Here is a 24,581-nt window from a genome sequence, read left to right on the forward strand (position 1 = left end):
TTTATCGTGGGACTCGCGATCGCCTCGATTGCGGCAGTTTCAGTCGCGCAAGCCCCTCAAACAATGCCCGAAACAAACAAATCCACCGAGCAGATCATGGTCGTTCTCGATGCGTCCGGGTCGATGTGGGGACGTGTCGACGGTCGGACCAAGATTTCGGTTGTGCGGGACGCTTACGCCGATCTGATGAAAACATGGGATGAGGCGGACGTGGAGTCCGGACTGATCCTCTACGGCCACAGGCGCAAGGGTGACTGCAGCGATATCGAACTCATCTCGCGTCCCGGTCAGACGGATAGCCATTCTCTCGGGCGGACTGTCGCCAAACTGAATCCGAAGGGCAAAACGCCGATTGGCGCGTCCGTCCGTCAAGCGGCTGAGGAGCTGAAATATACCGAGCAGAAGGCAACCGTCATCTTGCTGAGCGACGGGATCGAAACCTGCGGCGTCGACCCTTGTCAGTTGGGGCGCGACCTGGAGGCCCTCGGTGTTGATTTCACCACCCATGTCATCGGGTTCGACCTGGGCGGCGAAGCGACGGAACAATTGCAATGCCTGGCCAGAAATACGGGCGGGCGGTTTTTGCAGGCCCGGAATACGTCCGATCTGAAAGAGGCTTTCGAACAGGTCGCCGACATCTCCCGGCCCCTGTCTCTACAAGGTCTTGTTGCGGAGACCGGAGAGGCCGCGCCCGGCATGATGTGGACCATCACCCGAAAGGACGGCGTCATTGTTGTCGAACAGCGGACGGAGACGTCGACTCTGTCAATGGCCGAATTGGCAGACGGACAGCTTCCAGACGGTGACTACACGGTGACGGGCCGCGCCAAGAACTATTCGGGCAGCACGAATTTCACCCTGCCGACAGAGAAGCCGGTGATTTACGTCCGGCTTTTCCCGGATGTTCCCTACACACGCTTGCGCGTCGAGGGAGACATTCTCAGCGGTGATGAATTCACAGTGGCGTGGGAAGGCATTGGTGGTCCGGAGGATATAATTTCGATCGTCCCGAGGGGTGCTGATTGGGGGCAAGCAATCAGTACCGTGCGTGTCCGGACCGGCAATCCCGTAAGCCTGAAAGCGCCTCCAAATGCGGGCGAGTACGACCTTCTTTATCTGAACAGTGATGTCGAACTGAACCGGATTGATGAGCGGATGCCCGTCACAGTGCTTGAAAGTCTCTACGCTCTGAACGCGGCTGGCGCGATCCAAGCCGGGCAGAGCTTCACGGTCAACTGGCGCGGCCCCGCTCTCGAAGGGGACATGATCGCGATCGGTCCGCGCACATCCGGCCGGGACGATTATTTCAGCATGACCTGGATCGAGAGCGACGGCCCGGTGAGCCTGACCGCTCCAGACATGCCCGGCGACTATGAACTTCGCTATTATGGGGACGGCTACGTGGTTCAATTCGTTCAGCCCGTGCGTGTTCAGTAAGCCTTAAAATCCAATTGGAGACTTCAATTATGAAACCAGTCATGATCATGGCGGCCGCAACGCTCCTGATCGCCTGCAATGGCGATGGGACGGCAGCCGAGAGCGCCAAATCCGTAGACGATGAAAGCGCGCCTGCGGCGGCAAGCCCTCCTGCACGCAATAGCAAGATCATCGTCAGGGTCGTCGACACGGAATCGATCTCGCAAGCCGGCGGCATGTTCAAAAGCTGCGAAATATCTTTCGAGGCCGACAACCGTTTCAGACAGGCTGCACGATCATTGACGATCAGCTACCGTCCTGAAGCCCCGGATTCAGCCGACCAGGCCGTGATCAACGCCAGTGGCGATATGACCTTCTATTTTCGGGGTTTGAAAAAGGGCAAGTCCAGCCATACATCGACAGTCAGAGGCGTCGATTGCGAGGCGATTTCAGGCCTGACCGTCAAGGAATATTTCTGTTCGCTCCAGAACGAAGCTTGTCCATCAGGTGCCCTGACGCTTGATGGTGGGGGCACGTTCGATATCCAGATGCCACCTGCCTGATGACCATCGATATGATCATGAAACAGACCGTCTTCGTTCTGGCTGTCGGGGCCGGTCTGCTGGCGGCTCCCATGGCTCAGGCTTGTTCTATTTCCGGCGGGGATACGCGTCTGTCGCCTGCCGCGTGGGTCTCCATCGTCGATACACCGTTCGAAGCCGACGACAGGGACAGCCATCTCTGGGTCACGCTGGACGGTGGCAATGATCTGATCAGCGTTCCGGCTTTCGCCGATGGCGCGGATGGATTCGACTTCATGGTGCCGGCGGATTTCAACGATCCATGGGTCACAAAGCCGGATGTCACGATCTGGCTCAGTGACGGCGAAATGGGATGCCGGATCGACGGGTTGAGCCATGAGGCGCTACCCAAGACCAATCTGTCCGCGATGATGCAGGCCTCGGCGCTGGTCGCGGACAATATGCGCGCCATTGCGGCGAGCATGGGCATGCCGGAAGCCGATATCCGTTCCGTCGCGGAGGACGGAGCTCCCGCTCCTGACGGTGATGGTGTTCTCGGGGCTTTGAGAGACGCGACCGACGTCACCATGATGTTGATCATGGCCCGGCAGACGGCCTCTCCGGAGGACGTCGAAGAGCTCAAAGTGATGAACGCTTTCATCGGACAGACGGAGATGTTTCGCCGATTGTCCGAAGCAAGTGCGCTGAATCAGGAAATCTACGACGTCATGGTCAACTTGCCCGACAGGGGTGCCGCACAGGCCCTGCCACCGAAGCTCCCGCACACACCGGCTCCGTCCAATATTCCGATGCCGTCCAACACCAAGTCTTCGCCCCAGCCAGCGTCGAATTATTACAAGGCTTGGGGCAAGACACTTTTCGATGAAGTGACGCGGATGCCCGAAACCGACTGGCGCGAACCCCAATCGGCCGCGCATCTGTCCCTGATGATGCGAAAACAGTCCAGCGCGGAAATCGGCAATAGCAAGGCGGCGGGATATCGCGATACGACCGGGACGGTCCTTGGCATGGGAAATTCCGCTCTGTCATTGATGGGTGGAGGCGGGAAAGTCGCCGGTCAGGCCTTTGCACGCTGGGCCGATCTCCTGTTCCTGCAAGCCTTGTCGGACAAGCTGGTCGACGGAATCTATCCGGGTGAGTTCGTGTCCATCGACCCAGTTGGCGGACCATACTCACTGTCCCTGGAGACCCGTCCGAAAGACGGTCGCATCACCGAGCTGAATGTCGTCACGCGGGCAAAGGGCATCAATCCCGCCAAGATCGCCGCCGACATTGCCAATCAGTTCGCGCCCTACGGAAAGGCTGCGGGCGCACTCGGAAAGGCGGGCGGTCGCATGGCGCGTCTGGGGAAAAAGAGCGCGAGCGTCGTTCCGCAGAAAGTCGGAACCGACATTCTAAGCAAGGCGTCTCAGGCAGCTGCGGATAGTGCCAAAGCCGCCCGGAAAGCGCGTCAGGACGCCGTGATCAGCAGCATCGAATCGGTCGCGAAGCAGCTGATTGCGTCCAAGGTCGGAAATGTGAAGGACAAGAATTTCTTTTCCAAATCCGTCATTCCGCCCTTCGAATATTCGCCCGTGAATATCCTCGACCCGGGCTATCATCAGTCCAACCTGACGGACCCGAGCCTACTTCACTGGCGGACCCAGGAGAGGGCCATAAGCTACTCCGCGCGTCAAAAGGGGCGCACGACCTACCGCTATATGGTTGCGCCCAATAAATGGGGTGCGCAGGACAAGGATACGATTTCGGGGTCGACGGACATCCTTGTCGGCGCCGAGATCCTGTCCCTGTCTCCGCCTGTCCAAGGGGTCGTTCCGGGTGATGACGTCGCCTTGCTCGTCGAGCTTGGTCTGAAGGATACGGGAGAGGCGAATAAGGATCTGAATTTCGAATTCTCCGCGCCGGGTTTCAAGGTTCTTGACCTGAAAGGTCCGCGCATTGTCAAACGCGATAGCCATGCCGGCAATGGATGGATGCGGACCGCGCACTGGGTCGCCTATATCCGGACGGGTCCCGATCCGGCCTCCTATCCCTCAACGGCGACCGTCTCACTGTTCGATAATCCGGACATCCGCGCCACAGCGCAGATCCGCATGGGAACGATAGAACCGCACCGAACGTGCATCGATGTCGGCGGCACGGAACAGTTCATATTCGCGGATGCAGAGAATAACCCGCTTTCAGAGGTCAGCTGGCAGCTTTCGGGGCCGGGCGAATTGACATCGAACGGCTTCTATATGGCGAAAGAAGGTGATCGGGGCACAGCCACCGTCACGGCCCTGCGCGCAACGGATGGTGTCGAGATTGGCCGGACGGAGTTTTCGGTTGGTTGCACCTGCTCCTGGAATCTCCAATTCGATGGTCTCGAGACCGAAGGGTCATCGCTGGGATATTCGGAAGTGAGCCTGATGGGGGTCGAGCAGTTCAATATTCTGCTCCTCGATGGGAGCGCCTCCGTTCCGTCCCTGACAGGTCAGGGCCGTCTGTTGAATCCCGACACGATTTCCACGACCATACAGGACGGTGAGCGGACTTACATGTCCGGGCTGCCGGTCAGTGTGAACTTAGGCTCTATCCTGGACACGCCCAACTGCGTCACACCCAAAACAATTCGGGAAGACTGGGCGGTCGAGGGAGGGCGATGGCTGGTCGGACAGATTTCGGGAGAGGTCGCCAGTGCCGAAGAGTTGACATCCGGATGTGTCAGGATGGTCAAACCTTACGTGTTCTGGTTTCGGATCGATTTAGGTGGGCAGAAAAGCTTGAAAACGGCACTGGAAAATTTGGGTGGTGATACAGCGCCTGTTTCCTTGATCAAAGACTTGCTTAAAGGCGAGGCGGCGCATACCAGCCTTGTCGGACAATGCTTTCCATCGAATTAGTATACTAGTTCATGAAACAAAAATTGGGCTAAGTGCACGTGTTTGGCATTCTGAGGGCATTGTCAGAGGAAAGTGAGTCATCTGAGTTTTAGACGGAGTCGATCGCTTAGCTGACGACGAGCCCCGCCATTCGGCAAGGGCTTCATCTCGCATCGACTTGAAGCGCTCGCGGTTCTCGAGATGTCTTTGATGGTAGAAGTGGTCGTAGATCTGAGCTTGCATGGAGGTGAACTTTTGGAGCGTTGATGACCGTCGGAACCGAGTCATCGCTCTTTCTCGTCGTCGGAATGGCTGATGCGAGTTCTCGGCCCGGTTGTTGGTGTGGCGCTCGGTGCAATGCCGATCCAGATTTCTTATCTCCCGCATGGCCGCGAAGTAAGACCGCAGCCGGTCCGTCACGATGACACGGGGACGACCATAACGCTTCATCGCCTTCCTCAAGAACCGCAAGGCAGCCACCTTATCGCGTTTCTTAGTCACGAAGCACTCGAGGGCCTCTCCTTCATGATCGACCGCACTCCATGAATATTGATGGACGCCGGATATCTTCACAAAGACTTCGTCAAGATGCCACTGCCGTTGGATATGCTGACGAAAATGAGATGCTTTCCTCGATCTGATCTGTCGAGCGAAGTAGGGGCCGAAGCGATCTACCCAGAAGCGGATACTTTCATGGCTGACGTTGATACCGCGTTCGTGGAGGAGATCCTCCACGTTTCGCAGCGACAACGTAAATCGGATATACATCATCACGGCCAATTGGATCACTTCGCGGGATTTTTTGAAGTATCGAAACGGATTATTGGAATAGGAACGAGCTTAGCACATTGCGAGAGGCTAGATTCCTCTGACAATGCCATGGCCTGCCCCCCAAAAAGTGGTTCATTTTGAGAGTTAGAGTTTTTGGCTATTTTGCGCTTGAAGGAGCACGATATGGCGAGGAAACGCTACACACCTGAACAGATCATCGCAAAGCTGCGTGAGGCCGATGTCCGGCTCGCGGCAGGCGAGGAGACCAAGGCGATCTGTCGATCGCTCGGCATTGCGGAGCAGACCTACTATCGATGGCGACGCGAGTATGGGGGTCTGAAGGTCGATCAGGCGCGTCGATTAAAAGCATTGGAGAAGGAGAACATGCGGCTGAGGAAGGCGGTCTCAGATCTCACACTCGATGCGATGATTCTCAAGGAGGCTGTTGAGGGAAAGTATTAAGCCCTTCACGTCGTCGGCTGGCCGTGGATCATGTGCAGGCAGCGCTCAAAGTCTCTGAGCGCCGGGCCTGTAAGGTTCTTGGCCAGCACCGCTCCACTCAAAGAAAGCTGCCTCGCCCAAGAGAGGATGAGGCAGCGCTCACCGCGGACATTATCCGCTTGGCAGAGCAGTATGGCCGGTATGGCTATCGCCGGATCACGGCGCTGCTGCGCCGTGAAGGCTGGACGGTGAATACGAAGCGGGTGGCACGCATCTGGCGACGTGAAGGGCTTAAAGTTCCACAGAAACAGCCTAAGCGTGGGCGTTTATGGTTTAACGATGGCTCCTGTATCCGGCTCAGGCCTCAGTACAAGGACCATGTCTGGTCGTACGACTTCGTCGCGGATCGGACCCACGATGGCACAGCCTTCCGGATGCTAACCGTAATCGACGAGCACACGCGAGAATGCCTCGCGATCCACGTTCAGCGCAGTCTGAAGCACGACGACGTTCTGGCTGTGCTGACTGATCTGTTCACTCAGAGGGGTCCACCGGGACACATCCGATCCGACAATGGCAGTGAGTTCACGGCTCAGGCTGTCAGAGACTGGTTGGGCCGTATAGGCGTGAAGACACTCTACATTGAACCCGGGTCACCCTGGGAAAACGGATATAATGAAAGCTTCAATGGGAAGCTGAGAGATGAACTCCTGAACGGAGAAATCTTCTACAGCCTGAAGGAGGCACAGATCCTGATCGAACGCTGGCGGCAGCACTACAACACCGTCAGACCACACAGCTCGCTGGGCTATCAACCACCGGCGCCGAAAACAGTCTTGCCTCGCCCTGTTGGGCTCCCCTACACTGCGTTCCGGTCCGCCCAACAGGGCGACCATAACCGCCAAGCTCTAACTTAGCGGGTGGATCACCTACAGGGGTCAGCTCAAGGCCAATCTCTCAATCTATGAGGACATTGTCCTTCGAAGACGCGGACAAGAAACCAAGCTTGTTCTCGGAGCGAAAGATGAACCGGTGTCTAATCCAGACAAAGCACTGATCCGTCTTATCGCTAGAGCGGCGCTTCTTAGAGAGCAGTTGGAGACGGGTGAGATATCGTCGTTGGCCGAGTTCGCGGAAGTGCAAGGCCTCGATCCTAGCAACATGAACAAGCTCGTTCCGCTCGGATATCTGGCGCCCAGATTTGTCAATGATGTTCTAGAGGGTCGGCAGCCAGAGCATATGTCGAGTCGGTGCTTGCAACGACTGACTGATCTTCCCTTAGAGTGGGACGCCCAACGCAATCATCTGGGCATGCACTCCTCATCATCTGCCTGAACCAACGGGTCACCAAACCTGCCTCGTGAGACTGTCTCGCGAAATTGCGCAAGAATGGCAGATATAGCGAAACTACAGGACGTAGGGTCAGTCTCGAATGCCGCTAACCTACGGAAACTGCGGGATAGTTCCGGCACATCCGAGTTTAGAGCGTTCGTAGGAGAGAGGACTGGTGGAGCCAAGGGGAGTCGAACCCCTGACCTCTTGCATGCCATGCAAGCGCTCTACCAACTGAGCTATGGCCCCGAACAGTTTCGGGCAGTCCCTGTCCCGCAATCCAGCCTGTACCAGAGTGCGGAAAGCGGCGCGTCATTGGACCGCGCCGCGCCTTGCGTCAAGCGGCGAATACGCCGCCATCTGCATCATGTGTCGAGGACGATATCCTCGTCGTCGTCATCATCCTCATCGTCATCATCATCGCCTTCGCCGGGCGGCAAGTCGTCCGCATCGTCATCATCGGCGACCAGAGCCGCATCTTCGTCCTCATCGTCCTCGAGATTGTTGAGGTCAGGATTTTCTTCGTCGTCGCCGTCCGCGCCGCCGATAATGGCAACATCATCGCCGTCGAGCTCGAGTTCTTTCGCTTCGACCTCTTCCTCATCGATATCATCTTCATCGAGCTCAGTCGCATCGACGACATCCTCTTCCTCATCATCATCCTCCGGCTTGGAGGATTTGAGTTGCGAGGCCGGGACGAGGCCCTGCTGATCCAGTTCGGCGGGATCGAAACTGTTCTTGCACATCGGGCAGACAGCCGGATTATTGTTCAAGTCGTAGAACTTGGCTTCACATTCGGGACAGGCCCGTTTGGTGCCGAGCTTTTCGGCCCGTTTTTCTTTTTTGGTCTTCGCAGCCGCCATGATCGCGTTCGCCTTCGGATGATGTGGGGCGGATATCCGTGCCGTCTGCAGGCTTGCAGTCCGGACGGGTCGGGCCTACGGCCCAGCTCCTGATAATTGGCGGGTCTTTAGCGGTCCCGCCCCCTCTGTCAACATGCACAACCGGGAACACGCAGTGAACCATCCGCCAAGACGCCAGAGTTCGAAGCCGCAATATCGCAGTCGCATGGCCGGACCGCTGCGCGGTCGTATTCGCGCCCCGGGCGATAAGTCGATTTCGCATCGCAGCCTGATCCTGGGGGCGCTGGCCGCGGGACGTACCACCGTCTCCGGCTTGCTGGAAGGGGCCGATATTCTTGCCACGGCAGAGGCGATGCGCGCGTTTGGGGCGGATATCGTCCGGGCTGGGCCGGGCGACTGGGCGGTTGACGGCGTTGGGGACCGTGGCCTGCAAACACCTGCGGATATCGTGGATTGCGGCAATGCCGGCACGGGCGTGCGGCTGATCATGGGTGCGGCCAGCGCCTATGCGCTGTGTGCGACCTTCACCGGAGATGAGAGTCTGCGCTCCCGGCCCATGAACCGCGTGCTGGATCCGCTGCGCCTGATGGGCGTGGCGGCAGAGGCGCAGGCGGGCGGACGCCTGCCCTGCACGCTTCGGTCCGACGGTGCGCTCACCCCTATCGATTACAGTCCGCCCAAAGCCTCGGCTCAGGTCAAGAGCTGTCTCCTTCTGGCTGGCTTGGGGGCGGCGGGCCGGACCACGGTGCGGGAGCTTCACGCAACGCGCGATCATACGGAAACCATGCTGGAAGCGTTCGGCGTTCCGGTCGAACGGGATGGCCTGTCGGTCACGGTCACGGGCCCAGCGCGTCTGTCGGCGACCCATATCGACGTGCCAGGGGACCCCAGCAGCGCGGCCTTCGCCGTGGTCGCGGCGCTGATCGTGCCGGGGTCCGACATTGTGGTGGACGGCATCATGCTCAATCCGCGCCGGACAGCGCTGTATGATGCGCTGATTGAGATGGGTGGGGACATCCGGTTCGAGAATGAGCGCGTCGTCGGCGGCGGCGAACGGGTGGCGAATATTCGCGCGCGCGCGTCGTCGCTGAACGGGATTGCCGTGGACCCGGCGCGCGCGGCCGATATGATCGACGAATATCCGATTCTCGCCGTTGCCGCCGCCGCCGCCCAAGGGGTCACGGTCATGAACGGCATTCACGAACTCCGCGTCAAGGAAAGCGACCGTATCGCCGCGACGGTCGCCCTGTTGCGCGCCAATGGCGTCACGGTTGAAGAACGCGAGGACGGGATGAGCGTCACGGGCGGGGCCGTTACTGGCGGCGGCACGGTGATCACCCATCACGATCACCGCATCGCCATGAGCGCGCTGGTGCTCGGTTGTATCGCGGACGCCCCCGTCATCATCGATGACGCATCCATGATCGCGACCAGCTATCCGGACTTTCTGGATCACATGCAAAGTCTCGGCGCCGCGATTGCAGAGGTGACCGGATAAAGCTTATAGTGCAACGTCTGTCTGCTGCAGCCCTCGCGTCTGGCTGGGCTTCCTTTGAACATGGTTTTTCCCGACCTCTCTCTTCGGCAACAAATGCTGGGGACGGTGGCATTGACGGTTTGGTTTGCAGGCAGGCGCTATCCTGCGGCTGAGAGCGGGTCATCAGCATCACGCTTGACGTGAACCCTGCATGTCAGGAACGACACGAGGCGCGGACTCTGCCCCGTGACCGGAGCAAAAGGAAAGTACCGTTTCGTCGCAAGGCCAAGCCCGCGCGGGTGGAGCGTGCTGGCACGCTCGCAGGCGGGTCTGTTCAGGATCGGTGTGTCGGCTGGAACGGTCTCACGGACGGCCCGTAACGACGGGCGACCCGCTCAAAGGCGCACGCTCTGCCGACAGGTCGCCCTGCCAGTCTCGCTGCGGCGCGCGGCTTGGGAACCCTGACAGCCAGCCTGCGGCCATCCCGTCCCACTTCACGATGTGTCCCGTGGTGACCGACCGGACCTTCCCCGGTTCAGCCATCGCAGGACAGGGCCGTTCACCCCATCGCAAAGCCGCACTCCACCACCCGCAGCACCGAGATCAGGCTCCCCTCGTGTCAACTGCGGACGGCGCGAGTATGACGGGGGTGCAAGGGCGGTGGATTGGATTGTGGGAATTGGCGGTAAGGCGTTGAAGGGGTGGCCTAACGCTTAGGCCATTGACGGGGATTGAATGGTCCAACCCCTCCCAATTCTTCCGCTCAGGCTGTCTCGACCGACCTGCCAATCTCCTGCTGTCGCGACTGGCAGAGAGCGTTGGGTGACAGGCTCGCCGTCGAAACTCAAGAACAGTCCGGGTGACGGATCGACGCGGAGGGTCGGCGAGAGGGGTAAATAGAACGAAGGAGAAAGAGGATTCTGGATGGTAGAGGGTAAGGATTCTGGACGCTTAACCCATTCAACGGCGCTGCTGCCTCGCATAACACCATCACTCGCCCCGTTCGGGTGTGACGGAAGGGCGTATTCCTTGACTGCGGCGATCACGCTTGCGTTTTCCTCGCGGCGAGCGCTTGATCTGGACGGGCAGGAGCGGCAAGTGCGGCTGCGATGCAAGCGTCCGATCATTCGACACAGGCCGGTCCGGTCAGCGGCAAACGGCGAACCCGCCTGTCGCCGGAGGCCAGGCGCGCGCAATTGCTGAAAACGGCGATCGACGTCTTTGCCGAAATGGGGATCGAGCGTGCCGGCCATGGGGATATCGCGAAGCGGGCCGGCGTGTCGACGCCGACCGTGTTCAACTATTTCCCGACCCGCGACGCATTGGTCGCGGCTGTGCTGGACCGGATCGAAGCCAATGTCACAGACATGTTCGATCGCCTGCCCGGACAGGCCGATGATCGTCGCCACCGTATCCTGCAACTGGCCAACGCCTTTCAGCGCATGGTCGCGCAGCGCCCTGCCGAGACCAAGACCTTCCTGAAATGGGGCGTGTCCTTCGATCCTGATATCCGGCCCGCCTATCTCGCCTTTCAGGACCGGGCGCTGGACCGATTGGTTGCAACCTTGCCGGACAATCCATCCGATCCTGCGCAGGCCCGGGCCGAAGCACGTATTCTGCTGGGCGCATCGAGCCTGTTCGCGGCGATGGCCTTCGACGATTTCCAGCCGGACGAGATGGTCGGCTTCGTCGGACGCATCGCAGATCTGCTGAGCTAAGACGTCATGACCCGTTGCAACTGGCTAGGACTGGCCGCGACCCTGGTTCTTGCGAGCGCGGCCTTTCCGGCCCACGCCCAGATGACCGTGGCTCAGATGAGCGTGGCCCGGATGGACGGGTCACAGATGGATGGATCTCAAGAGGGCGGGTTACAACCGGACGAAATTCCGGACGTCATCACGGTCACGGATCAGATTGCCGCGATTCAGGACCGACCGGAATCGATCGATCTGGTTCCAGCTAGGGAAACGCGTGCGCTGGTCCATCCCGCCGAAGCGCTGAACGGCGTGGCAGGCGTGAATATACACCGCGGCTCGGGGCAGGAACATCTCACGGCGATCCGCTCGCCAGTCCTGACCGGCGGCGCGGGGGCGGGAAGTTTCCTGTTCCTAGAAAACGGCATTCCCTTGCGGGCGGCGGGTTTTGCCAATGTGAACGGCCTGTTTGAAGCGGGCACAGAATTTGCCCATCAGGTCGAAGTCTTCAAGGGGCCTGGTCCGGCGGAATATGGCTCCAACGCTGTTCACGGGCTTGTCAATGTCGTGACGCCCGGGCCGGGTGATGGTCACCGCGCGACCCTGATCGGCAGTTCGCGGGGCTATGGCCGCCTGACGATCGGTCATGACGTGACGGAGACTTTGCGGGCTTCGATCAGTCTGGCGCATGATGACGGCTTTCGCGACGATAGTGGATTTGACCAGCAGAAGGCAGAGTTGCGTTACCGCGACCAGCACGGCGCCTGGGATCTGGACGCGATTGCGGCGCTGAACAATCTCAATCAGGAAACAGCCGGGTTTCTGCAGGGTCCGGATGTTTATCGGGATGATGCGCTGCGCTTGACCAACCCTAATCCTGAAGCTTTCCGCGATGGCCGGAATTACCGCGCGCAGGTGACGCTGTCACGGGATCTGGCGGGCCGGACGCTGGTACTGACGCCCTATGCGCGGCGCGCGGAATTACGCTTCCTGCGCCATTTCGTACCAGGTCAGGCGCTGGAAAAGAATGCCCACACCTCGGTCGGACTGCAGACGGCGCTGATCGGGCAAGACTGGTCTATCGGTCTGGACGGCGAATATACGGATGGGGCGCTTTATGAATTTCAGGCGGGGCCGTCGCGCTTCTCCTTCGTGCAGGGGCTGCATTTCGATTATACGGTCAAGGCGAGCGTGCTGGCCGCCTATGCGCAGAAGGCGTTCGAGACGGGTCGTCTGCGGATCGATCTCGGCGCGCGCGGTGAATATACCCATTATGACTACGCCACGCGGGCGGCACCGGGGCGGTCCGGTCGCTTCGTCCGTACGCCCGACCGGACCGATGCCTTCTTTACCCTGACACCGAAGCTCGGCCTGACCTATGCGGCAGCCGATACGGTCACCCTGTTCGCCCGCGCTGCCCGGGGCTCGCGCGCGCCGCAGACGACGGACCTCTATGCGGTCGTCCAGAACCAGGAACCGGGCGCAGCGGATGTCGAAACGCTGGATAGTCTCGAAGGGGGTGTCCGCTTCGGTCGGGGCGGGACGCGCTTCGCGCTCACAGCCTACACCATGTGGAAAGACAATTTCTTCTTCCGCAATGCCGCCGGGTTCAATGTGGTCGACGGCAAAACTCGCCATACAGGCTTGGAATTGTCGTTCGCGGCGCCGATGACCGACTGGCTGTCAGCCTCCGGCGAATGGGCAGTGGCGGATCAGCGCTATGACTTTGACGATCCGAGCAGCGGCATTCGCGACGGCCTGACCGTCGATACAGCGCCAAACACGCTTGGCACGATGCGGCTGAGCGCCGATTTCGACCGGATCGAAGCCGGAATCGAATGGCGACATGTCGGGCGCTACTTCACGAACGAGGTCAACACGCAGACCTATCCGGGTCACGACATCTTCGTCGCGCGTGGTGCCTATGATCTGTCGGACGGGCTGCGCCTGTTCGGGCGGATCGACAATCTGTTCGACACGCGCTATGCCGACCGCGCCGATTTCGCCTTCGGCAATGAACGCTATTTTCCCGGCCGCCCCCGGACGCTGTTTATCGGTTTGACGGCGGAATACTAAAACCCTACCTGCGCGACGATGCACATCCCCGACGAAAAACTCCGCCAGGTCGTAGACCGGTTCGAACAGATCGAAGCGCGCATGGGCGCGACGACGGATGGCGATGAGATCGTGCAGCTGGGCAAGGATTATGCCGAGCTGAAACCCATCGCCGAAGGCGTGCGCAGACTGCAGGATGTGCGTGCGGAAATGGCCGACCTCGAATTGATGATGGACGATCCCGAAATGGCGGCCATGGCCAAGGATGAACTGCAGGCGCTCAAAAACTCCCTGCCGGCGCTCGAGCATGAAGTCTCGCTGCTGCTCCTCCCCAAGGATAAGGACGATCAGGCGTCCATCGTGCTGGAAATCCGCGCCGGGACAGGCGGCGACGAGGCGGCAATTTTCGCTGGCGACCTATTCGCCATGTATCAGCGCTACGCAGCGCTCAATGGCTGGAAAGTCGAGATCGAGACGGCTGCTGAAGCCGATATGGGCGGCTTCAAGGAAATCAGCGCGAGCGTATCCGGCACGGGCGTCTATGGCCGCATGAAGTTCGAATCTGGTGTCCACCGTGTGCAGCGTGTGCCTGTGACGGAAACGCAGGGCCGCATTCACACGTCTGCTGCGACCGTGGCGGTTCTCCCCGAAGTCGAAGACATCGATATCGATTTCAACATGAACGATGTGCGCGTCGATACGATGCGCGCAAGCGGAGCCGGCGGACAGCATGTGAACAAGACGGACTCCGCCGTGCGCATGACGCATGAGCCGACCGGCGTGGTCGTGCTCTGCGATGCCAAATCCCAGCACCAGAACCGCGCCAATGCCGAACGGCTGCTGAAGATGAAGCTCTATGATATGGAGAAAGCCCGGCAGGAGTCCGAACGCGCCGAAGAACGCGCCGGGCAGGTCGGCTCCGGCGACCGATCGGAACGCATCCGAACCTACAATTATCCCCAAGGGCGGGTGACGGATCATCGCATTAATCTGACCCTCTATAATCTCGACAAGATCGTTGCGGGCGATGCGCTGGACGAAGTGATCGGCGCGCTGATCACCGAAGATCAGGCTGCTAAGCTGGCACAGATGCAGTGAGCGTTTCCGGTTCTAATCCGGCGCATCAAGATAGCGAGCTGGCGCAGGAGAATTGAGCGGATTTCAACGTCGCGGCGAAAAGTTTCCAAATCCTGTCAGGATCGACCCGTCCCAAACGTCTTTTCACTAGACAGTCCACTGACGGTCTGTTCGAACAGCTTACGGGAGACCGACATGCAATATCTACTCGCCATCTATGAAGACCATTCCGTCTATGCGGACGAAAAGGCCGGGGCCGAGATCATTCAGGCCCACATGGCTTATAGCGAAATGCTCGCGAGCGCTGGCGTGATACGCGGCGGGGAAGGGCTGGAAGGCACAGACACGGCCCGCACCGTGCGCAAGCGCGGCGGCAAGATGGCCGTTCATGACGGCCCCTTCGCCGAAATGCAGGAACAGCTGGGCGGCTTTTACATTATCGAGGTCGATACGATGGAAGAGGCGCTCGACTGGGCGGCCAAGATTCCGATGGCCGGGGACGGCAGCGTCGAAGTCCGGCCCTGTATCGATGGACCCGCAGGCTAGCGGCGGCGCCGCGCCCGCAGCGCTTCGCGCGGCCTGGGCGGAACATCGTCTCCCGCTCATGGCCGCGTTGGTGGCCCAGCTCGGTGATCTGGACCGGGCCGAAGAGGCTCTGTCCGAAGCCGCCCTGCGGGCGCAGCGGAGCTGGGCCGCCGCCATTCCGGCCAATCCGTCCGGCTGGCTTTATCGTGTCGCGCTGAATGTAGCGCGCGACAGCCTCCGGGCGGAGGCCAGACGCGGCGCGGCAGAACCGATCTTGCGCCAGCACTTGACTCCGTCTCAAAACGACGGTCCGGGCGACGTGTTGGACGATGCGTTGGAGGTCACGCCCGCGGCGCGGCTGGACCTGTTCAGCCTCTGCGCCGATCCTGTCTTGTCACAGGAGCAGCAGATAGCCCTGATGCTGTTTCACTTGGCCGGTCTGGATTGCTCCGCCATTGCCAAGGCGTTTCTGGTCCCGGAAACGACCATCTATCAGCGTCTGTCCCGCGCGCGGGCCAAATTGAAAGAGCGCTCTCCGGCGATTGCCGGAAAGCCGGATCTGAGTGCGGTTCGGTCGTCACTCGAACTCATCTATCTGCAGAGCTACAGGAATCTGGACGGAGGGGTCGAGACGGATGCGCTGGGCCGCGATGCGTTGCAGCTGACTGCCGCACTCTGCCGCGCGGCCGACACGGACGGCGAAAACTGGGCTCTGCTGGCTTTGCTGCTCTGCCTGGATGCGCGCAGGCCCGCCCGTCTCGATCAGGACGGACAATTCATCCCGTTCAGTGTGCAGGACCCGTCGCACTGGTCGAGTTCCGGTCTGATCCGCGCGGCAGCGGCCATGAAGCGAACAGCGATTCTGGCGGATGGGCCGGAACCCTATGGCTTGCGCGCCCAGATCGAATTGACCCGGATGATCGCAAGACGCGAGGGAGAGCCCTGCGACGTTGTGCTATTGTCGCTCTATGATGCGTTGATCGCGCTGACGAACGCGCCATATGCGGCCATGGACCGCGCACTTGTGCTGGCGCGGTTACAGGGGCCACGCTCCGGTCTGGCCGCGCTGGACGCTATCGAGACCCAAGGGGATCTGTCCGGTCATGCCGGATGGCATCTGGCCAAGGCCGACCTGCATGTGCAGATCGGCGATATCGCGCAGGCGCGCCTGCACATGAAAGCAGCGCTTACACTGATCGACGGTCCCGCCGAGCGCGCGTTCGTCTCATCCCGGTTTAACGCGCTCTCGGCTTGACGCTGCCCGGCGGAGGCGGCACTCGGTTCGGCATGACACGACTTGCTCTCTCTCTTGCCCTTCTTCTCGCCACCACCGCGCCCGCCTTTGCGCAGGACGCCCCTGCCTGCGACGCGCAGGACAGATTTGCCATCATCGTACATGGCGGCACGTCGTCCGGCGAAGTGCGGCAGGAGAGGCTCGATTTCATTACCGCCATGCTGACGCAGAGGCGGGCCGAACTGGCGTCCGGCGCAAGCGCGCTGGATACGGTCGAGGCAGCGATCGTCGCGATGGAGGATAGCGGCCTGTTCAATGCGGGCAAAGCCGCGATCACCAATCGCGACGGCTATGTCGAAACGGACGCATCGATCATGGACGGACGATCGCTTGACGCCGGAGCGGTCGCATCGCAACGCGCGATCAAAAATCCGATCCGCGCGGCGCGGCTGGTCATGGAAAATACGCGCCATGTCATGATGGTCGGCGATCGTGGCGAAGCGGCTGTTACGGCGCTGGGCGCTGAAACCGTCACACCGGAAGACTATTTCACCCGCGCCAAAGCGAAAGCGGCGACCCAGGCACCGAAAGAACATGGGACTGTCGGGGCCGCCGTTCTGGATCGCTGCGGCGATCTGGCCGCGGGTACCTCAACGGGCGGCTATGACAGCAAGATACCGGGGCGCGTCGGTGACAGCCCGATTATCGGAGCCGGGGTTTATGCAGCCAATGGGATCATGGCCGGGTCCGCCACAGGCCACGGCGAATTCTTCATTCGCCATACGGCCATCCGATCGGCGGCAGCGCGGATGGAATATGGCGGCATGACCTTGAGCGAAGCCGTCAGCGCCAGTATCGATGCGATGGACGCCGCCGGGACGGGCCGCGACGGACGCGATGGCCGCGGCGGAATCGTCGCCGTCGATGCCCAAGGCAATGTCGCCATGCCACACACGACGGTCGGCATGATCCACGGCACGACCAGCGACAGGGTTGCGCCCATGGCAAGCCAGACGGGCGACTATCGACGCTAAGCGGGTGGCGGTCCGGCTGACGACAGCTGCTGCAGGCCTGCATTTACAGGTTGAGTGCCTCTGACTATTGCACAGTCATGCGCATTCTGATCGGTCTCTCCTTACTTGTCTGTCTGTTCGGCTTGAGTGAGGGCGCAGAGGCGAGCGACAAACCTGTGCCATCGGACCGCGTCACCATGGAACGTTTCATGGGGCTCAGCATGGCACGCGGCAATTTCGCAATGTTGAAGCGGATCCGCGAAGAGCTGCCCCAGTTCAGTTATGTTCCGGACCCGGTTGGAGATTATGAGCCGATTTTCGGGGCCAATAAGACAATCGATCTGATCGCGCACGATGCGGATGAAGCGGTCGCAGGCATTCATGATCTGCGCACGGGCGAAATCCTGTTCGCCTGTACGCTGCCCTGTACCGCCGAGGTGAATGGGCAGACCGATTATCTGGTCAGCATGCTCTCCATCGGGCGCGTCCCGCACATGTCCGTGCTGAGCGCGAGCCACCCGCCTGGCGACCCGTTCGGCAGCTATCTGGGTGTCGACATGATCGACCATGCGGGCAAGGCCGGAGATTGCTGGACCGGGCATGAGGCGTCCGGTTTTCCCGATACGGAGCCCACGCCCTGCGTGCGCATGCTTGCCCGCATGCCGCTCAACGCCACCCGGTCCGGTCATTGCCGCCTGCAGTTCGACGTGCTGGCGACAGGATGGGTTGCCAATGCGCAGGCCTTGTCCTGTACCGAGCCCATGTTCGAAGTGCCGGCGCTCGCCGCTATGAACTGGTGGTACTATATTCCGCTCACCCAGCGCGGCCAGACCTTGCCAGCCATAGCCGTCGAAACGAAAATGACCTTCCGTCTGGTTGATGAGGCGGGGCGTCTGATTGATGAAAACGGGGTCGTTCAGCCTGACTGACGCGATCTGGATGAGGGCGCGCCGAAACGCACTGCCAGACACATTGAAAAGCGGGCTAGGGCGACTATCTTGGGCGCATGTATTGCATCGTCTACCGTTTCAAACTGAGTCAACCCTCCGAGGACACAGCCGCGCGCTTCGTCGAGACCTGGTCCGGCATTACCGATTATCTGAAGCGTGAATGCGACGCGATGGGCTCGCGCCTGCATCAGGGTGAAGAGGGCGTGTTTTTCGCGTATGCCCAATGGCCGTCTCTGGATGTGTTCGAAGCATCCGCCGCGCACGAACCGAAGCTGGAATTCGTCGAATTGCGCCTCGACTGGGCTGAGCTTTGCGAACCTAGTGAAGTGGTTTTTGCCGGCGAAATGCTCGCTGACCTGTCCGGATAGACGGTTGTCGGCATTCGTTCGCGGGCGCATAGACCGCGCATGAGACGAACTGGTCAGACACGCCTGAGCCTGATGGCTGCAATCGTTTTTCTAGGCGCTTGCGGGGCGGAGCCGCCATTCAATCCAGACGCCGTTTCAAAGGCCCTCGCTGCCGAGACGACCTATGCGCCCCAATCCATCGTTATGGGGCAGTCCTACCAAGTTCCATCCCGCGTCTATGGCACGCAACGGGAGGTCAATATCTATGTCCCGAACCTCCCGGATTGGGCCGAAGGCTATTTCGCAGACCCGTTGCCTGTGCTCTATCTGATCGATGGCGGGACCGAGCAGGACTTTCCGCACATCGCCGCCCTGTCGCAGCTGCCGCTGGTCAATGCGGAGCGCACGCCTGCCATCGTGATCGGGATCAAAACGGATAATCGCTACGGCGAGATCACGCCGGTTCCGACAGATCCGCGCTATATTGCGGAATTTGATGGCTATGGTGGGGCAGAGGGGTTTCGCGACTTTCTTCGCGATGAGGTCAAGCCATTCGTCGCGTCGCTCGGTCATACCGGGCCATCGGTCCTCATGGGTGAATCGCTGGCCGGACTGTTCGTGCTCGATACGCTCGCCGCAGAGCCAGCTCTATTCGACGATTATATTGCCATTTCGCCGAGCAGCTGGTGGGATGACCGCGCGCTGGCACGGCAGGCCGAAGTTGCCTTGTCCGATACGCCGAGCGGTCGGCGGCTCGTTTTGGCAATCGCCGATGAAGGCGGGACGATGGAAGCGGGAACGCGGGTCTTTCACGCAGCTGCCAAGGCGAACCCCAATATCGACGTGACATTTCTTGATCGTTCCGATGCGGACAGTCACGGCACAATCTATCACGGCGCGGCGCGCGAGGCGTTGACCGTGCTGCATGGTCTCCCGGCGGGCGATTATGGCGATCCGCCGTGGTATCTGGTGGACGGCGCAAATCCGCCGGAGGACTAATCAGCCGACAAGGCTGCTGCGATCAGTGCCTTTGCGCCCTCTGCCGTTTCCGGATGGTCGAGCGCATGGGCTAGAACGGCTTCGAAATAGCCGAGCTTGGATCCGCAATCATAGTCCTGTCCTGCATAGGCAAAGGCGTGGAAGGGTGAGCCGCCATCCATAGCGCGCGCCATCGCGTCGGTCAGCTGGATTTCGCCGCCGGCGCCTGTGTCCTGCGTGGCGAGCAGCTCCATGACTTCGGGCTGCAGAATGTAGCGGCCTGTAATCTTGTAGCGTGACGGCGCGTCCGCAAGGGCGGGTTTTTCGACCATGCCGGACATGGCGATCAGCGGGCCGTCAAGATCGCCCTTAGGGGCAATGACACCGTATTTGTCGACGTCGGATTCGGGCACTTCGTCGACAGCGATAATATTGCCGCCGACCGATCCATAGGCTTCGACCATCTGCTTGAGGCAACCCGGTTCGCTCTTGATGATGACATCGGGCAACAGCACGGCAAAAGGCTGGTCGCCGACAATATCGCGCGCGCACCACACGGCATGACCGAGACCGCGGGCGGCCTGCTGGCGGACGAAACTGATTGTGCCTTCCCGGGGGCGAAGGCGTTTCAGTTCAGCCGCGATGGCCGTCTTGTTCTTGCGCCGAAGGGCCGCTTCCAGCTCATAGGCTTCGTCGAAGTAATCCTCGATCGCGCCCTTGTTGCGGCCCGTGATGAAAACAATGTGCTCGATCCCGGCGGCCCAGGCTTCATCGACGACATATTGCAAAGCCGGCCGGTCAACGATGGGCAGCATCTCTTTCGGGACGGTCTTGGTGGCGGGCAGGACGCGGGTTCCGAAACCGGCAACGGGCAGGACGGCGATGCGGATCGGTGAAATCATGCAGGAGGTCTTTCAGGCGGTCGATACGGCGGGATAACCCACATTGGTGTAGGAAAAGCCAAGATCGCGCAGACGCTCGCCGCGGTAGATATTACGCAGATCGATCACATTGGGTGCATTAAGCAGCTGCTTGACGCGCTTCATGTCGAGCGCGCGGAACTCGTTCCATTCGGTAATGATGACAAGAGCGTCGGCCCCGTCGATCGCGCTGTAGACATCCGTCGCGTAAGTGATGTCGGGCATGTGGGACCGCGCTTCGTTCATGGCTTCGGGGTCATAGGCCACGATTTCCGCCCCCTTATCGATCAGGCGCGGAATGATGGTCAGGGACGGCGCGTCGCGCATATCGTCCGTGTTGGGCTTGAAGGCCAGGCCAAGGATGCAGATACGCAGCCCGTGCACATCGCCGCCCAAGGCCGCGACGATCTTGTTGGCCATGCGTCGCTTGCGCGCATCATTGGCATCGATGACGGCGCTGACGATGGATAGTGCGACATTGGCTTCTTCGGCCGTGCGAGCCAGCGCCAGCGTATCTTTCGGGAAGCAGGACCCGCCATAGCCCGGTCCGGCATGCAGAAACTTGCCGCCGATGCGCTTGTCCAGCCCGATACCGCGCGCGACTTCCTGCACATTCGCGCCGACCGCCTCGCATAGATCCGCCACTTCGTTGATGAAGGTAATCTTGGTCGCCAGAAAGGCATTGGCTGCATATTTGATCAGCTCAGACGTGCGGCGCTCGGTAAAGACGATCGGGGTTTCGTTGAGGAATAGCGGGCGGTAAAGTTCCCGCATCACGGCTTCAGCTTGCGCATTTTTCGTCCCGACGACGACGCGATCGGGACGTTTGAAGTCATCGATCGCCGCGCCCTCGCGCAGAAACTCCGGATTGGAGACGACCTCGAACGCGCCGCGCGGCGCATGTTCGGCCATGATGCGCTCGACTTCATCGCCTGTGCCAACAGGGACCGTCGATTTCGTCACGACAACCGTGAATGCTTCATCGCCCGTGGGAATCAGACCAGCAATCTCTTCGGCGGCGGCATAAACGAAGGACAGGTCCGCATAGCCGTCGCCGCGCCGCGACGGCGTCCCGACGGCGATGAAGACAGCGTCCGATCCATCGATCGCCGCCGCCAGATCGGTCGTAAAGGACAAGCGGCCTGCCTGAACATTTTTGGCGATCAGGGCCTCAAGCCCCGGTTCATAGATCGGCACACCGCCCGCATTGAGCGTGTCGATCTTGCCCGGGTCCTTATCCACACAGACAACCTCATGCCCGAAATCCGCAAAGCAGACCCCCGACACCAGACCGACATATCCCGTTCCGACCATCGTGACTTTCATGCGGAGGGCTTAGCGTCACAGCTGCGATGCGTCACCCGCCTGCATTGACAAATTTTTTGTGACAGTGTGAGGACGCAGACACGTTATGGATGGCGATCTTTCATTCCCGATGGTGCTGGCCTGGGCCGCGCCTTTTTTCGTGCTGACGGTTACGCTCGAATGGGTGCTGGTCAGGCGCGGGCGCCTGCAGGGCCGCTACGAATGGAAGGACGCGCTCACATCCATGACGATGGGGCTGGGCAATCTGATCACGGACATATTGTTCGGTTTCATCAGTCTCGGCTTCCTGCTCTGGCTGTGGCAGTTCCGCTTCATCGATCTGGGTATCAGCCTGCCGATCATTCTGGCGGCGCTGGTGGCGCAGGATTTCGTCTATTACTGGAAGCATCGCGCCAGCCACCGCATCCGCTGGTTCTGGAGCGCGCATGTCGTCCATCACAGCAGCCAGCACTATAATCTGTCGACCGCGCTGCGGCAGCCCTGGAACAGCAATTTTACGGGCTATGTGCTCTTATCGTCGCCGCTGATCCTGATCGGATTTCATCCGCTTTTGATCGGGTTCGTCGGCGCGTTGAACCTGCTCTACCAGTACTGGATCCACACGGAAGCGATCCGCAAGTTCCCGCGCTGGGTCGAGTTCATCTTTAACACGCCGAGCCATCACCGCGTGCATCACAGCACCCATCCGACCCATCTCGACATGAATTATGCGGGTATTTTCATCATCTGGGACCGGATGTTCGGGACCTTTGTCGAAGAAGGCGACGATGAGGTCATGACCTACGGTCTGGTCAAGAATATCGGGACCTATAATCCGTTCCGGGTAGCCTTTTCAGAATGGATTTCCATCTTCGAAGATGCGTTGACCCCCGGTCTGACCCTGCGCCAGCGTCTGGGCTATATCTTCGCCCCGCCGGGCTACAGCCATGACGGGTCGCGTCAGGGCAGCGAAGCGATCCTGGCTGCCTGGAAGGCCGACAACGAAGCGGGCTAGCCCAGCCCCATGAACAGGGCGCGTTGTGGGATGTTCAGGCCGCGCGGACGGCCCATGCGGAGTGTGTCCTTTCCATCAACCGTGCGCGGGCGGATCGTGAAGCGCGCCGCCCGGAAGGTGCCATAGTCGCGATTATTGACCGTATCGACCGCATACATGGTGACGGTCCCCGATTTCCGGCCCAGCTCGACATCCATAAAGCCATTATGCAGCGCGTTATAGTAACGGGCGTCTTCATTCTCGCGTGTCAGCAGCAGATTATGCTGCGCCGTCGCATCGCCGAGATAGGCGATCAGTGTCTTGGAGGAGACAGATGAGGTCACAAATTCCGTGCCCATTTTCGTGCCGTCTTCACGCGTCAGGTCATTGGCCCAGAATTCATGCGCGTCGCCCGTCACGACCAGCAGATCATTTACGCCGACCTTGTCCAGCGCGTCATAGAAGCGCTCGCGGGCATGCGGATATCCGTCCCAGCTATCGGGATAGAAGGGCAGGTCGTATTTGGACAGGGTCAGAAAATCGTGGATGCCGGGCCAGTCCTTCTCGATCGCCGTGGTTGCTTCCTCGGTGACGTAAGGCGTGAAATCAGGCGTCATAATGCGGCCCAGAATGACCTGATTGGCAAGCATCCGCCACGCCACGCCGTCGGACTTGGACTTGGCGAATGTATCGACGATATAGTCCTGCTGCTCCGCACCCAGCATGCTGCGGCTTGGGTCGTTCAGAATATCGGCTTTGAACGCATCTGCATCGGCAACGATCTCGTCCTTATATTCTTCCACGATCAGAGGTTCTTCGCGCGCGGTCAGGCGTGTTTCGATGGCGACTAGCGTCAGGAGGTCGCCAAATTGGAAGCTGCGGTAGAACGCTTCACGGGCGCGCCCCGCGACCGGTTCGCGAACAGGCATCCATTCATAGTAGGCCCGCAGCGCAGCAGCCTTGCGGTCTTCCCACGACCCTTCGGTCGCGTCATGATTCTGCGCCCCGCCGCGCCAGCTATCATTCGACGTTTCGTGATCGTCCCAGATCGCGATCATCGGCATGAGTTCGGTCGCGGATTGCAGGTTGGGGTCACGGCGATACTGGGCGTGACGCGTCCGATAATCCGTCAGGTCAATGATTTCGTGCGCCGGTTCATGGACGCGGCCTGCGGGCTTGTCCGGCGCATCATATGTATCGGCGCCATATTCATAATAATAGTCTCCCAGATGCAACAGCGCGTCATAACGGTCGCCGCCGCTCAGGCGCTGCTGATGGGCAATCTGGTCATAGACGTTGAAATAGCCATGTTCGTAGTTCGAACAGGACACGACCGCGAAACGCAGCGATTCCGGGCTGCCATTGGGAAGCGTCTTTGTACGTCCCACTGCGGACATATCATCCGCCGTCCGAAACCGGTAATAATAGACGCGACCAGGCAGCAAGTCCGTGGCTTCGACCTTGACCGTGAAGTCGCGTGCGGCCCGCGCTTCGAGCTGACCCGACAGGGGCAGGGGGAAGTCCGGGTCCGTATCGATCTCCCAGATGACGGGAACGGGTGTGACATCATCGGCGGGCGTGACCCGGGTCCAGAGGATGACCGATGTCGCCATGGGATCGCCGGACGCGATGCCATGTTCGAACGTGCCGCTCGCACCCTCTGCATTGGACAGAACCCGCTCAACATTTGGGGCGCAGGCCGAGGCTCCGCCCAGACCGAGAAGGGCCAGGGCGCTACGTCGTGTAGGGCGGATTCCGGATTTGTGTGCGTCGCTCATGGGGCTGT

The 24,581-nt window shown here is 60.2% G+C and carries 20 protein-coding genes, 1 tRNA gene and 1 pseudogene; 15 read left to right on the plus strand and 7 right to left on the minus strand.

Going from position 1 to position 24,581, the window contains the following annotated elements:
• The first annotated feature begins 63 nt into the window (after positions 1-63).
• The 3 genes from AB6B39_RS05770 to AB6B39_RS05780 are packed head-to-tail and all read left to right on the plus strand — an operon-like array spanning position 64 to position 4,840.
• Entirely contained in the window at positions 64-1,437 is a 1,374-nt protein-coding gene (locus AB6B39_RS05770) for a vWA domain-containing protein (protein ID WP_284374382.1), read from the plus strand.
• A gap of 29 nt (positions 1,438-1,466) precedes the next feature.
• Positions 1,467-1,979, plus strand: coding sequence for a hypothetical protein (locus tag AB6B39_RS05775; RefSeq protein WP_284374384.1), 513 nt, complete (start codon positions 1,467-1,469; stop codon positions 1,977-1,979).
• Complete coding sequence (locus tag AB6B39_RS05780; RefSeq protein ID WP_371398715.1) at positions 1,979-4,840, plus strand: hypothetical protein; 2,862 nt, start codon at positions 1,979-1,981, stop codon at positions 4,838-4,840. Before AB6B39_RS05775 ends, AB6B39_RS05780 begins: the two co-directional genes overlap by 1 nt.
• 108 nt (positions 4,841-4,948) lie before the next feature.
• On the opposite strand, the pseudogene AB6B39_RS05785 reads toward AB6B39_RS05780, so the two are convergent.
• Positions 4,949-5,641: pseudogene (locus tag AB6B39_RS05785) on the minus strand (IS6 family transposase); the annotation flags it as partial.
• Between the two features lie 132 nt (positions 5,642-5,773).
• On the opposite strand from AB6B39_RS05785, the gene AB6B39_RS05790 reads away from it, so the two are divergent.
• Positions 5,774-6,948, plus strand: a protein-coding gene (locus AB6B39_RS05790; protein WP_284374395.1) for an IS3 family transposase whose coding sequence is annotated in 2 segments (ribosomal slippage) — positions 5,774-6,038 and positions 6,038-6,948 — 1,176 coding nt in all. Because the reading frame shifts where the segments join, the coding sequence is not laid out codon by codon here.
• 588 nt (positions 6,949-7,536) lie between these two features.
• Here AB6B39_RS05790 and AB6B39_RS05795 read toward each other — a convergent pair.
• Together AB6B39_RS05795 and AB6B39_RS05800 are read right to left on the minus strand one after the other, a co-directional pair.
• Positions 7,537-7,612, minus strand: a tRNA-Ala gene (locus AB6B39_RS05795).
• A 116-nt stretch (positions 7,613-7,728) separates the two neighbouring features.
• The gene (locus tag AB6B39_RS05800) at positions 7,729-8,226 is read right to left on the minus strand and encodes an FYDLN acid domain-containing protein (RefSeq protein ID WP_284369766.1); all 498 of its coding nucleotides are present in this window, start codon (positions 8,224-8,226) and stop codon (positions 7,729-7,731) included.
• A gap of 205 nt (positions 8,227-8,431) precedes the next feature.
• Between AB6B39_RS05800 and aroA the strand changes: the two genes are divergently transcribed.
• A complete protein-coding gene (aroA, locus tag AB6B39_RS05805; protein ID WP_348520142.1) occupies positions 8,432-9,724 on the plus strand; it encodes a 3-phosphoshikimate 1-carboxyvinyltransferase in 1,293 nt (430 codons plus the stop codon).
• A gap of 342 nt (positions 9,725-10,066) precedes the next feature.
• Here aroA and AB6B39_RS05810 read toward each other — a convergent pair whose 3' ends face one another.
• Entirely contained in the window at positions 10,067-10,246 is a 180-nt protein-coding gene (locus tag AB6B39_RS05810) for a hypothetical protein (RefSeq protein WP_284369762.1), read from the minus strand.
• A 566-nt stretch (positions 10,247-10,812) separates the two neighbouring features.
• On the opposite strand from AB6B39_RS05810, the gene AB6B39_RS05815 reads away from it, so the two are divergent.
• From AB6B39_RS05815 to AB6B39_RS05855, 9 genes are all read left to right on the plus strand, one after another.
• Positions 10,813-11,421 carry a TetR/AcrR family transcriptional regulator gene (locus AB6B39_RS05815; RefSeq protein WP_284369760.1) on the plus strand — a complete coding sequence of 203 codons (609 nt, stop codon included), beginning with the start codon at positions 10,813-10,815 and terminating at the stop codon, positions 11,419-11,421.
• A gap of 6 nt (positions 11,422-11,427) precedes the next feature.
• Entirely contained in the window at positions 11,428-13,473 is a 2,046-nt protein-coding gene (locus AB6B39_RS05820) for a TonB-dependent receptor (protein WP_284369758.1), read from the plus strand.
• Between the two features lie 18 nt (positions 13,474-13,491).
• A complete protein-coding gene (gene prfA, locus AB6B39_RS05825; protein WP_371398716.1) occupies positions 13,492-14,550 on the plus strand; it encodes a peptide chain release factor 1 in 1,059 nt (352 codons plus the stop codon).
• Between the two features lie 174 nt (positions 14,551-14,724).
• Complete coding sequence (locus tag AB6B39_RS05830; RefSeq protein WP_284369754.1) at positions 14,725-15,075, plus strand: YciI family protein; 351 nt, start codon at positions 14,725-14,727, stop codon at positions 15,073-15,075.
• Positions 15,059-16,309 (plus strand): DUF6596 domain-containing protein, encoded by a 1,251-nt coding sequence (locus AB6B39_RS05835; protein WP_284369752.1) that lies wholly within the window; start codon positions 15,059-15,061, stop codon positions 16,307-16,309. The genes AB6B39_RS05830 and AB6B39_RS05835 overlap by 17 nt, the downstream gene beginning before the upstream one ends.
• 32 nt (positions 16,310-16,341) lie before the next feature.
• Positions 16,342-17,322: an isoaspartyl peptidase/L-asparaginase family protein gene (locus AB6B39_RS05840; RefSeq protein WP_284369750.1), complete on the plus strand. Its 981-nt coding sequence runs from the start codon at positions 16,342-16,344 to the stop codon at positions 17,320-17,322.
• 77 nt (positions 17,323-17,399) lie between these two features.
• Positions 17,400-18,230, plus strand: a complete 831-nt coding sequence (locus AB6B39_RS05845; RefSeq protein WP_284369748.1) for an energy transducer TonB — start codon at positions 17,400-17,402, stop codon at positions 18,228-18,230.
• A gap of 77 nt (positions 18,231-18,307) precedes the next feature.
• Entirely contained in the window at positions 18,308-18,619 is a 312-nt protein-coding gene (locus AB6B39_RS05850; protein WP_284369746.1) for a hypothetical protein, read from the plus strand.
• 39 nt (positions 18,620-18,658) lie between these two features.
• A complete protein-coding gene (locus AB6B39_RS05855) occupies positions 18,659-19,597 on the plus strand; it encodes an alpha/beta hydrolase (RefSeq protein WP_284369744.1) in 939 nt (312 codons plus the stop codon).
• On the opposite strand, the gene galU is transcribed toward AB6B39_RS05855, so the two are convergent.
• Positions 19,594-20,478: a UTP--glucose-1-phosphate uridylyltransferase GalU gene (galU, locus tag AB6B39_RS05860; RefSeq protein ID WP_284369742.1), complete on the minus strand. Its 885-nt coding sequence runs from the start codon at positions 20,476-20,478 to the stop codon at positions 19,594-19,596. The two genes, AB6B39_RS05855 and galU, sit on opposite strands and share 4 nt — an antisense overlap.
• A 12-nt stretch (positions 20,479-20,490) precedes the next feature.
• Positions 20,491-21,822: a UDP-glucose dehydrogenase family protein gene (locus tag AB6B39_RS05865; RefSeq protein ID WP_284369741.1), complete on the minus strand. Its 1,332-nt coding sequence runs from the start codon at positions 21,820-21,822 to the stop codon at positions 20,491-20,493.
• An 85-nt stretch (positions 21,823-21,907) separates the two neighbouring features.
• On the opposite strand from AB6B39_RS05865, the gene AB6B39_RS05870 reads away from it, so the two are divergent.
• Positions 21,908-22,816: a sterol desaturase family protein gene (locus AB6B39_RS05870; RefSeq protein ID WP_284369739.1), complete on the plus strand. Its 909-nt coding sequence runs from the start codon at positions 21,908-21,910 to the stop codon at positions 22,814-22,816.
• Here AB6B39_RS05870 and AB6B39_RS05875 read toward each other — a convergent pair.
• Positions 22,813-24,573 carry an alkaline phosphatase D family protein gene (locus AB6B39_RS05875; protein ID WP_284369737.1) on the minus strand — a complete coding sequence of 587 codons (1,761 nt, stop codon included), beginning with the start codon at positions 24,571-24,573 and terminating at the stop codon, positions 22,813-22,815. The genes AB6B39_RS05870 and AB6B39_RS05875 overlap by 4 nt on opposite strands.
• Positions 24,574-24,581: the final 8 nt, after the last annotated feature.

This window comes from Algimonas porphyrae (assembly GCF_041429795.1).
GTDB lineage: Bacteria > Pseudomonadota > Alphaproteobacteria > Caulobacterales > Maricaulaceae > Litorimonas > Litorimonas porphyrae.

Excerpts from the sequence above, each read along its gene's own strand:
- AB6B39_RS05770 (WP_284374382.1), top strand. The coding sequence starts at position 64 with ATGCCCGAAACAAACAAATCCACCGAGCAGATCATGGTCGTTCTCGAT.
- AB6B39_RS05775 (WP_284374384.1), top strand. The coding sequence starts at position 1,467 with ATGAAACCAGTCATGATCATGGCGGCCGCAACGCTCCTGATCGCCTGC.
- AB6B39_RS05780 (WP_371398715.1), top strand. The coding sequence starts at position 1,979 with ATGACCATCGATATGATCATGAAACAGACCGTCTTCGTTCTGGCTGTC.
- AB6B39_RS05800 (WP_284369766.1), bottom strand. The coding sequence starts at position 8,226 with ATGGCGGCTGCGAAGACCAAAAAAGAAAAACGGGCCGAAAAGCTCGGC.
- aroA (WP_348520142.1), top strand. The coding sequence starts at position 8,432 with ATGGCCGGACCGCTGCGCGGTCGTATTCGCGCCCCGGGCGATAAGTCG.
- AB6B39_RS05810 (WP_284369762.1), bottom strand. The coding sequence starts at position 10,246 with ATGGCTGAACCGGGGAAGGTCCGGTCGGTCACCACGGGACACATCGTG.
- AB6B39_RS05815 (WP_284369760.1), top strand. The coding sequence starts at position 10,813 with ATGCAAGCGTCCGATCATTCGACACAGGCCGGTCCGGTCAGCGGCAAA.
- AB6B39_RS05820 (WP_284369758.1), top strand. The coding sequence starts at position 11,428 with ATGACCCGTTGCAACTGGCTAGGACTGGCCGCGACCCTGGTTCTTGCG.
- prfA (WP_371398716.1), top strand. The coding sequence starts at position 13,492 with ATGCACATCCCCGACGAAAAACTCCGCCAGGTCGTAGACCGGTTCGAA.
- AB6B39_RS05830 (WP_284369754.1), top strand. The coding sequence starts at position 14,725 with ATGCAATATCTACTCGCCATCTATGAAGACCATTCCGTCTATGCGGAC.
- AB6B39_RS05835 (WP_284369752.1), top strand. The coding sequence starts at position 15,059 with ATGGACCCGCAGGCTAGCGGCGGCGCCGCGCCCGCAGCGCTTCGCGCG.
- AB6B39_RS05840 (WP_284369750.1), top strand. The coding sequence starts at position 16,342 with ATGACACGACTTGCTCTCTCTCTTGCCCTTCTTCTCGCCACCACCGCG.
- AB6B39_RS05845 (WP_284369748.1), top strand. The coding sequence starts at position 17,400 with ATGCGCATTCTGATCGGTCTCTCCTTACTTGTCTGTCTGTTCGGCTTG.
- AB6B39_RS05850 (WP_284369746.1), top strand. The coding sequence starts at position 18,308 with ATGTATTGCATCGTCTACCGTTTCAAACTGAGTCAACCCTCCGAGGAC.
- AB6B39_RS05855 (WP_284369744.1), top strand. The coding sequence starts at position 18,659 with ATGAGACGAACTGGTCAGACACGCCTGAGCCTGATGGCTGCAATCGTT.
- galU (WP_284369742.1), bottom strand. The coding sequence starts at position 20,478 with ATGATTTCACCGATCCGCATCGCCGTCCTGCCCGTTGCCGGTTTCGGA.
- AB6B39_RS05865 (WP_284369741.1), bottom strand. The coding sequence starts at position 21,822 with ATGAAAGTCACGATGGTCGGAACGGGATATGTCGGTCTGGTGTCGGGG.
- AB6B39_RS05870 (WP_284369739.1), top strand. The coding sequence starts at position 21,908 with ATGGATGGCGATCTTTCATTCCCGATGGTGCTGGCCTGGGCCGCGCCT.
- AB6B39_RS05875 (WP_284369737.1), bottom strand. The coding sequence starts at position 24,573 with ATGAGCGACGCACACAAATCCGGAATCCGCCCTACACGACGTAGCGCC.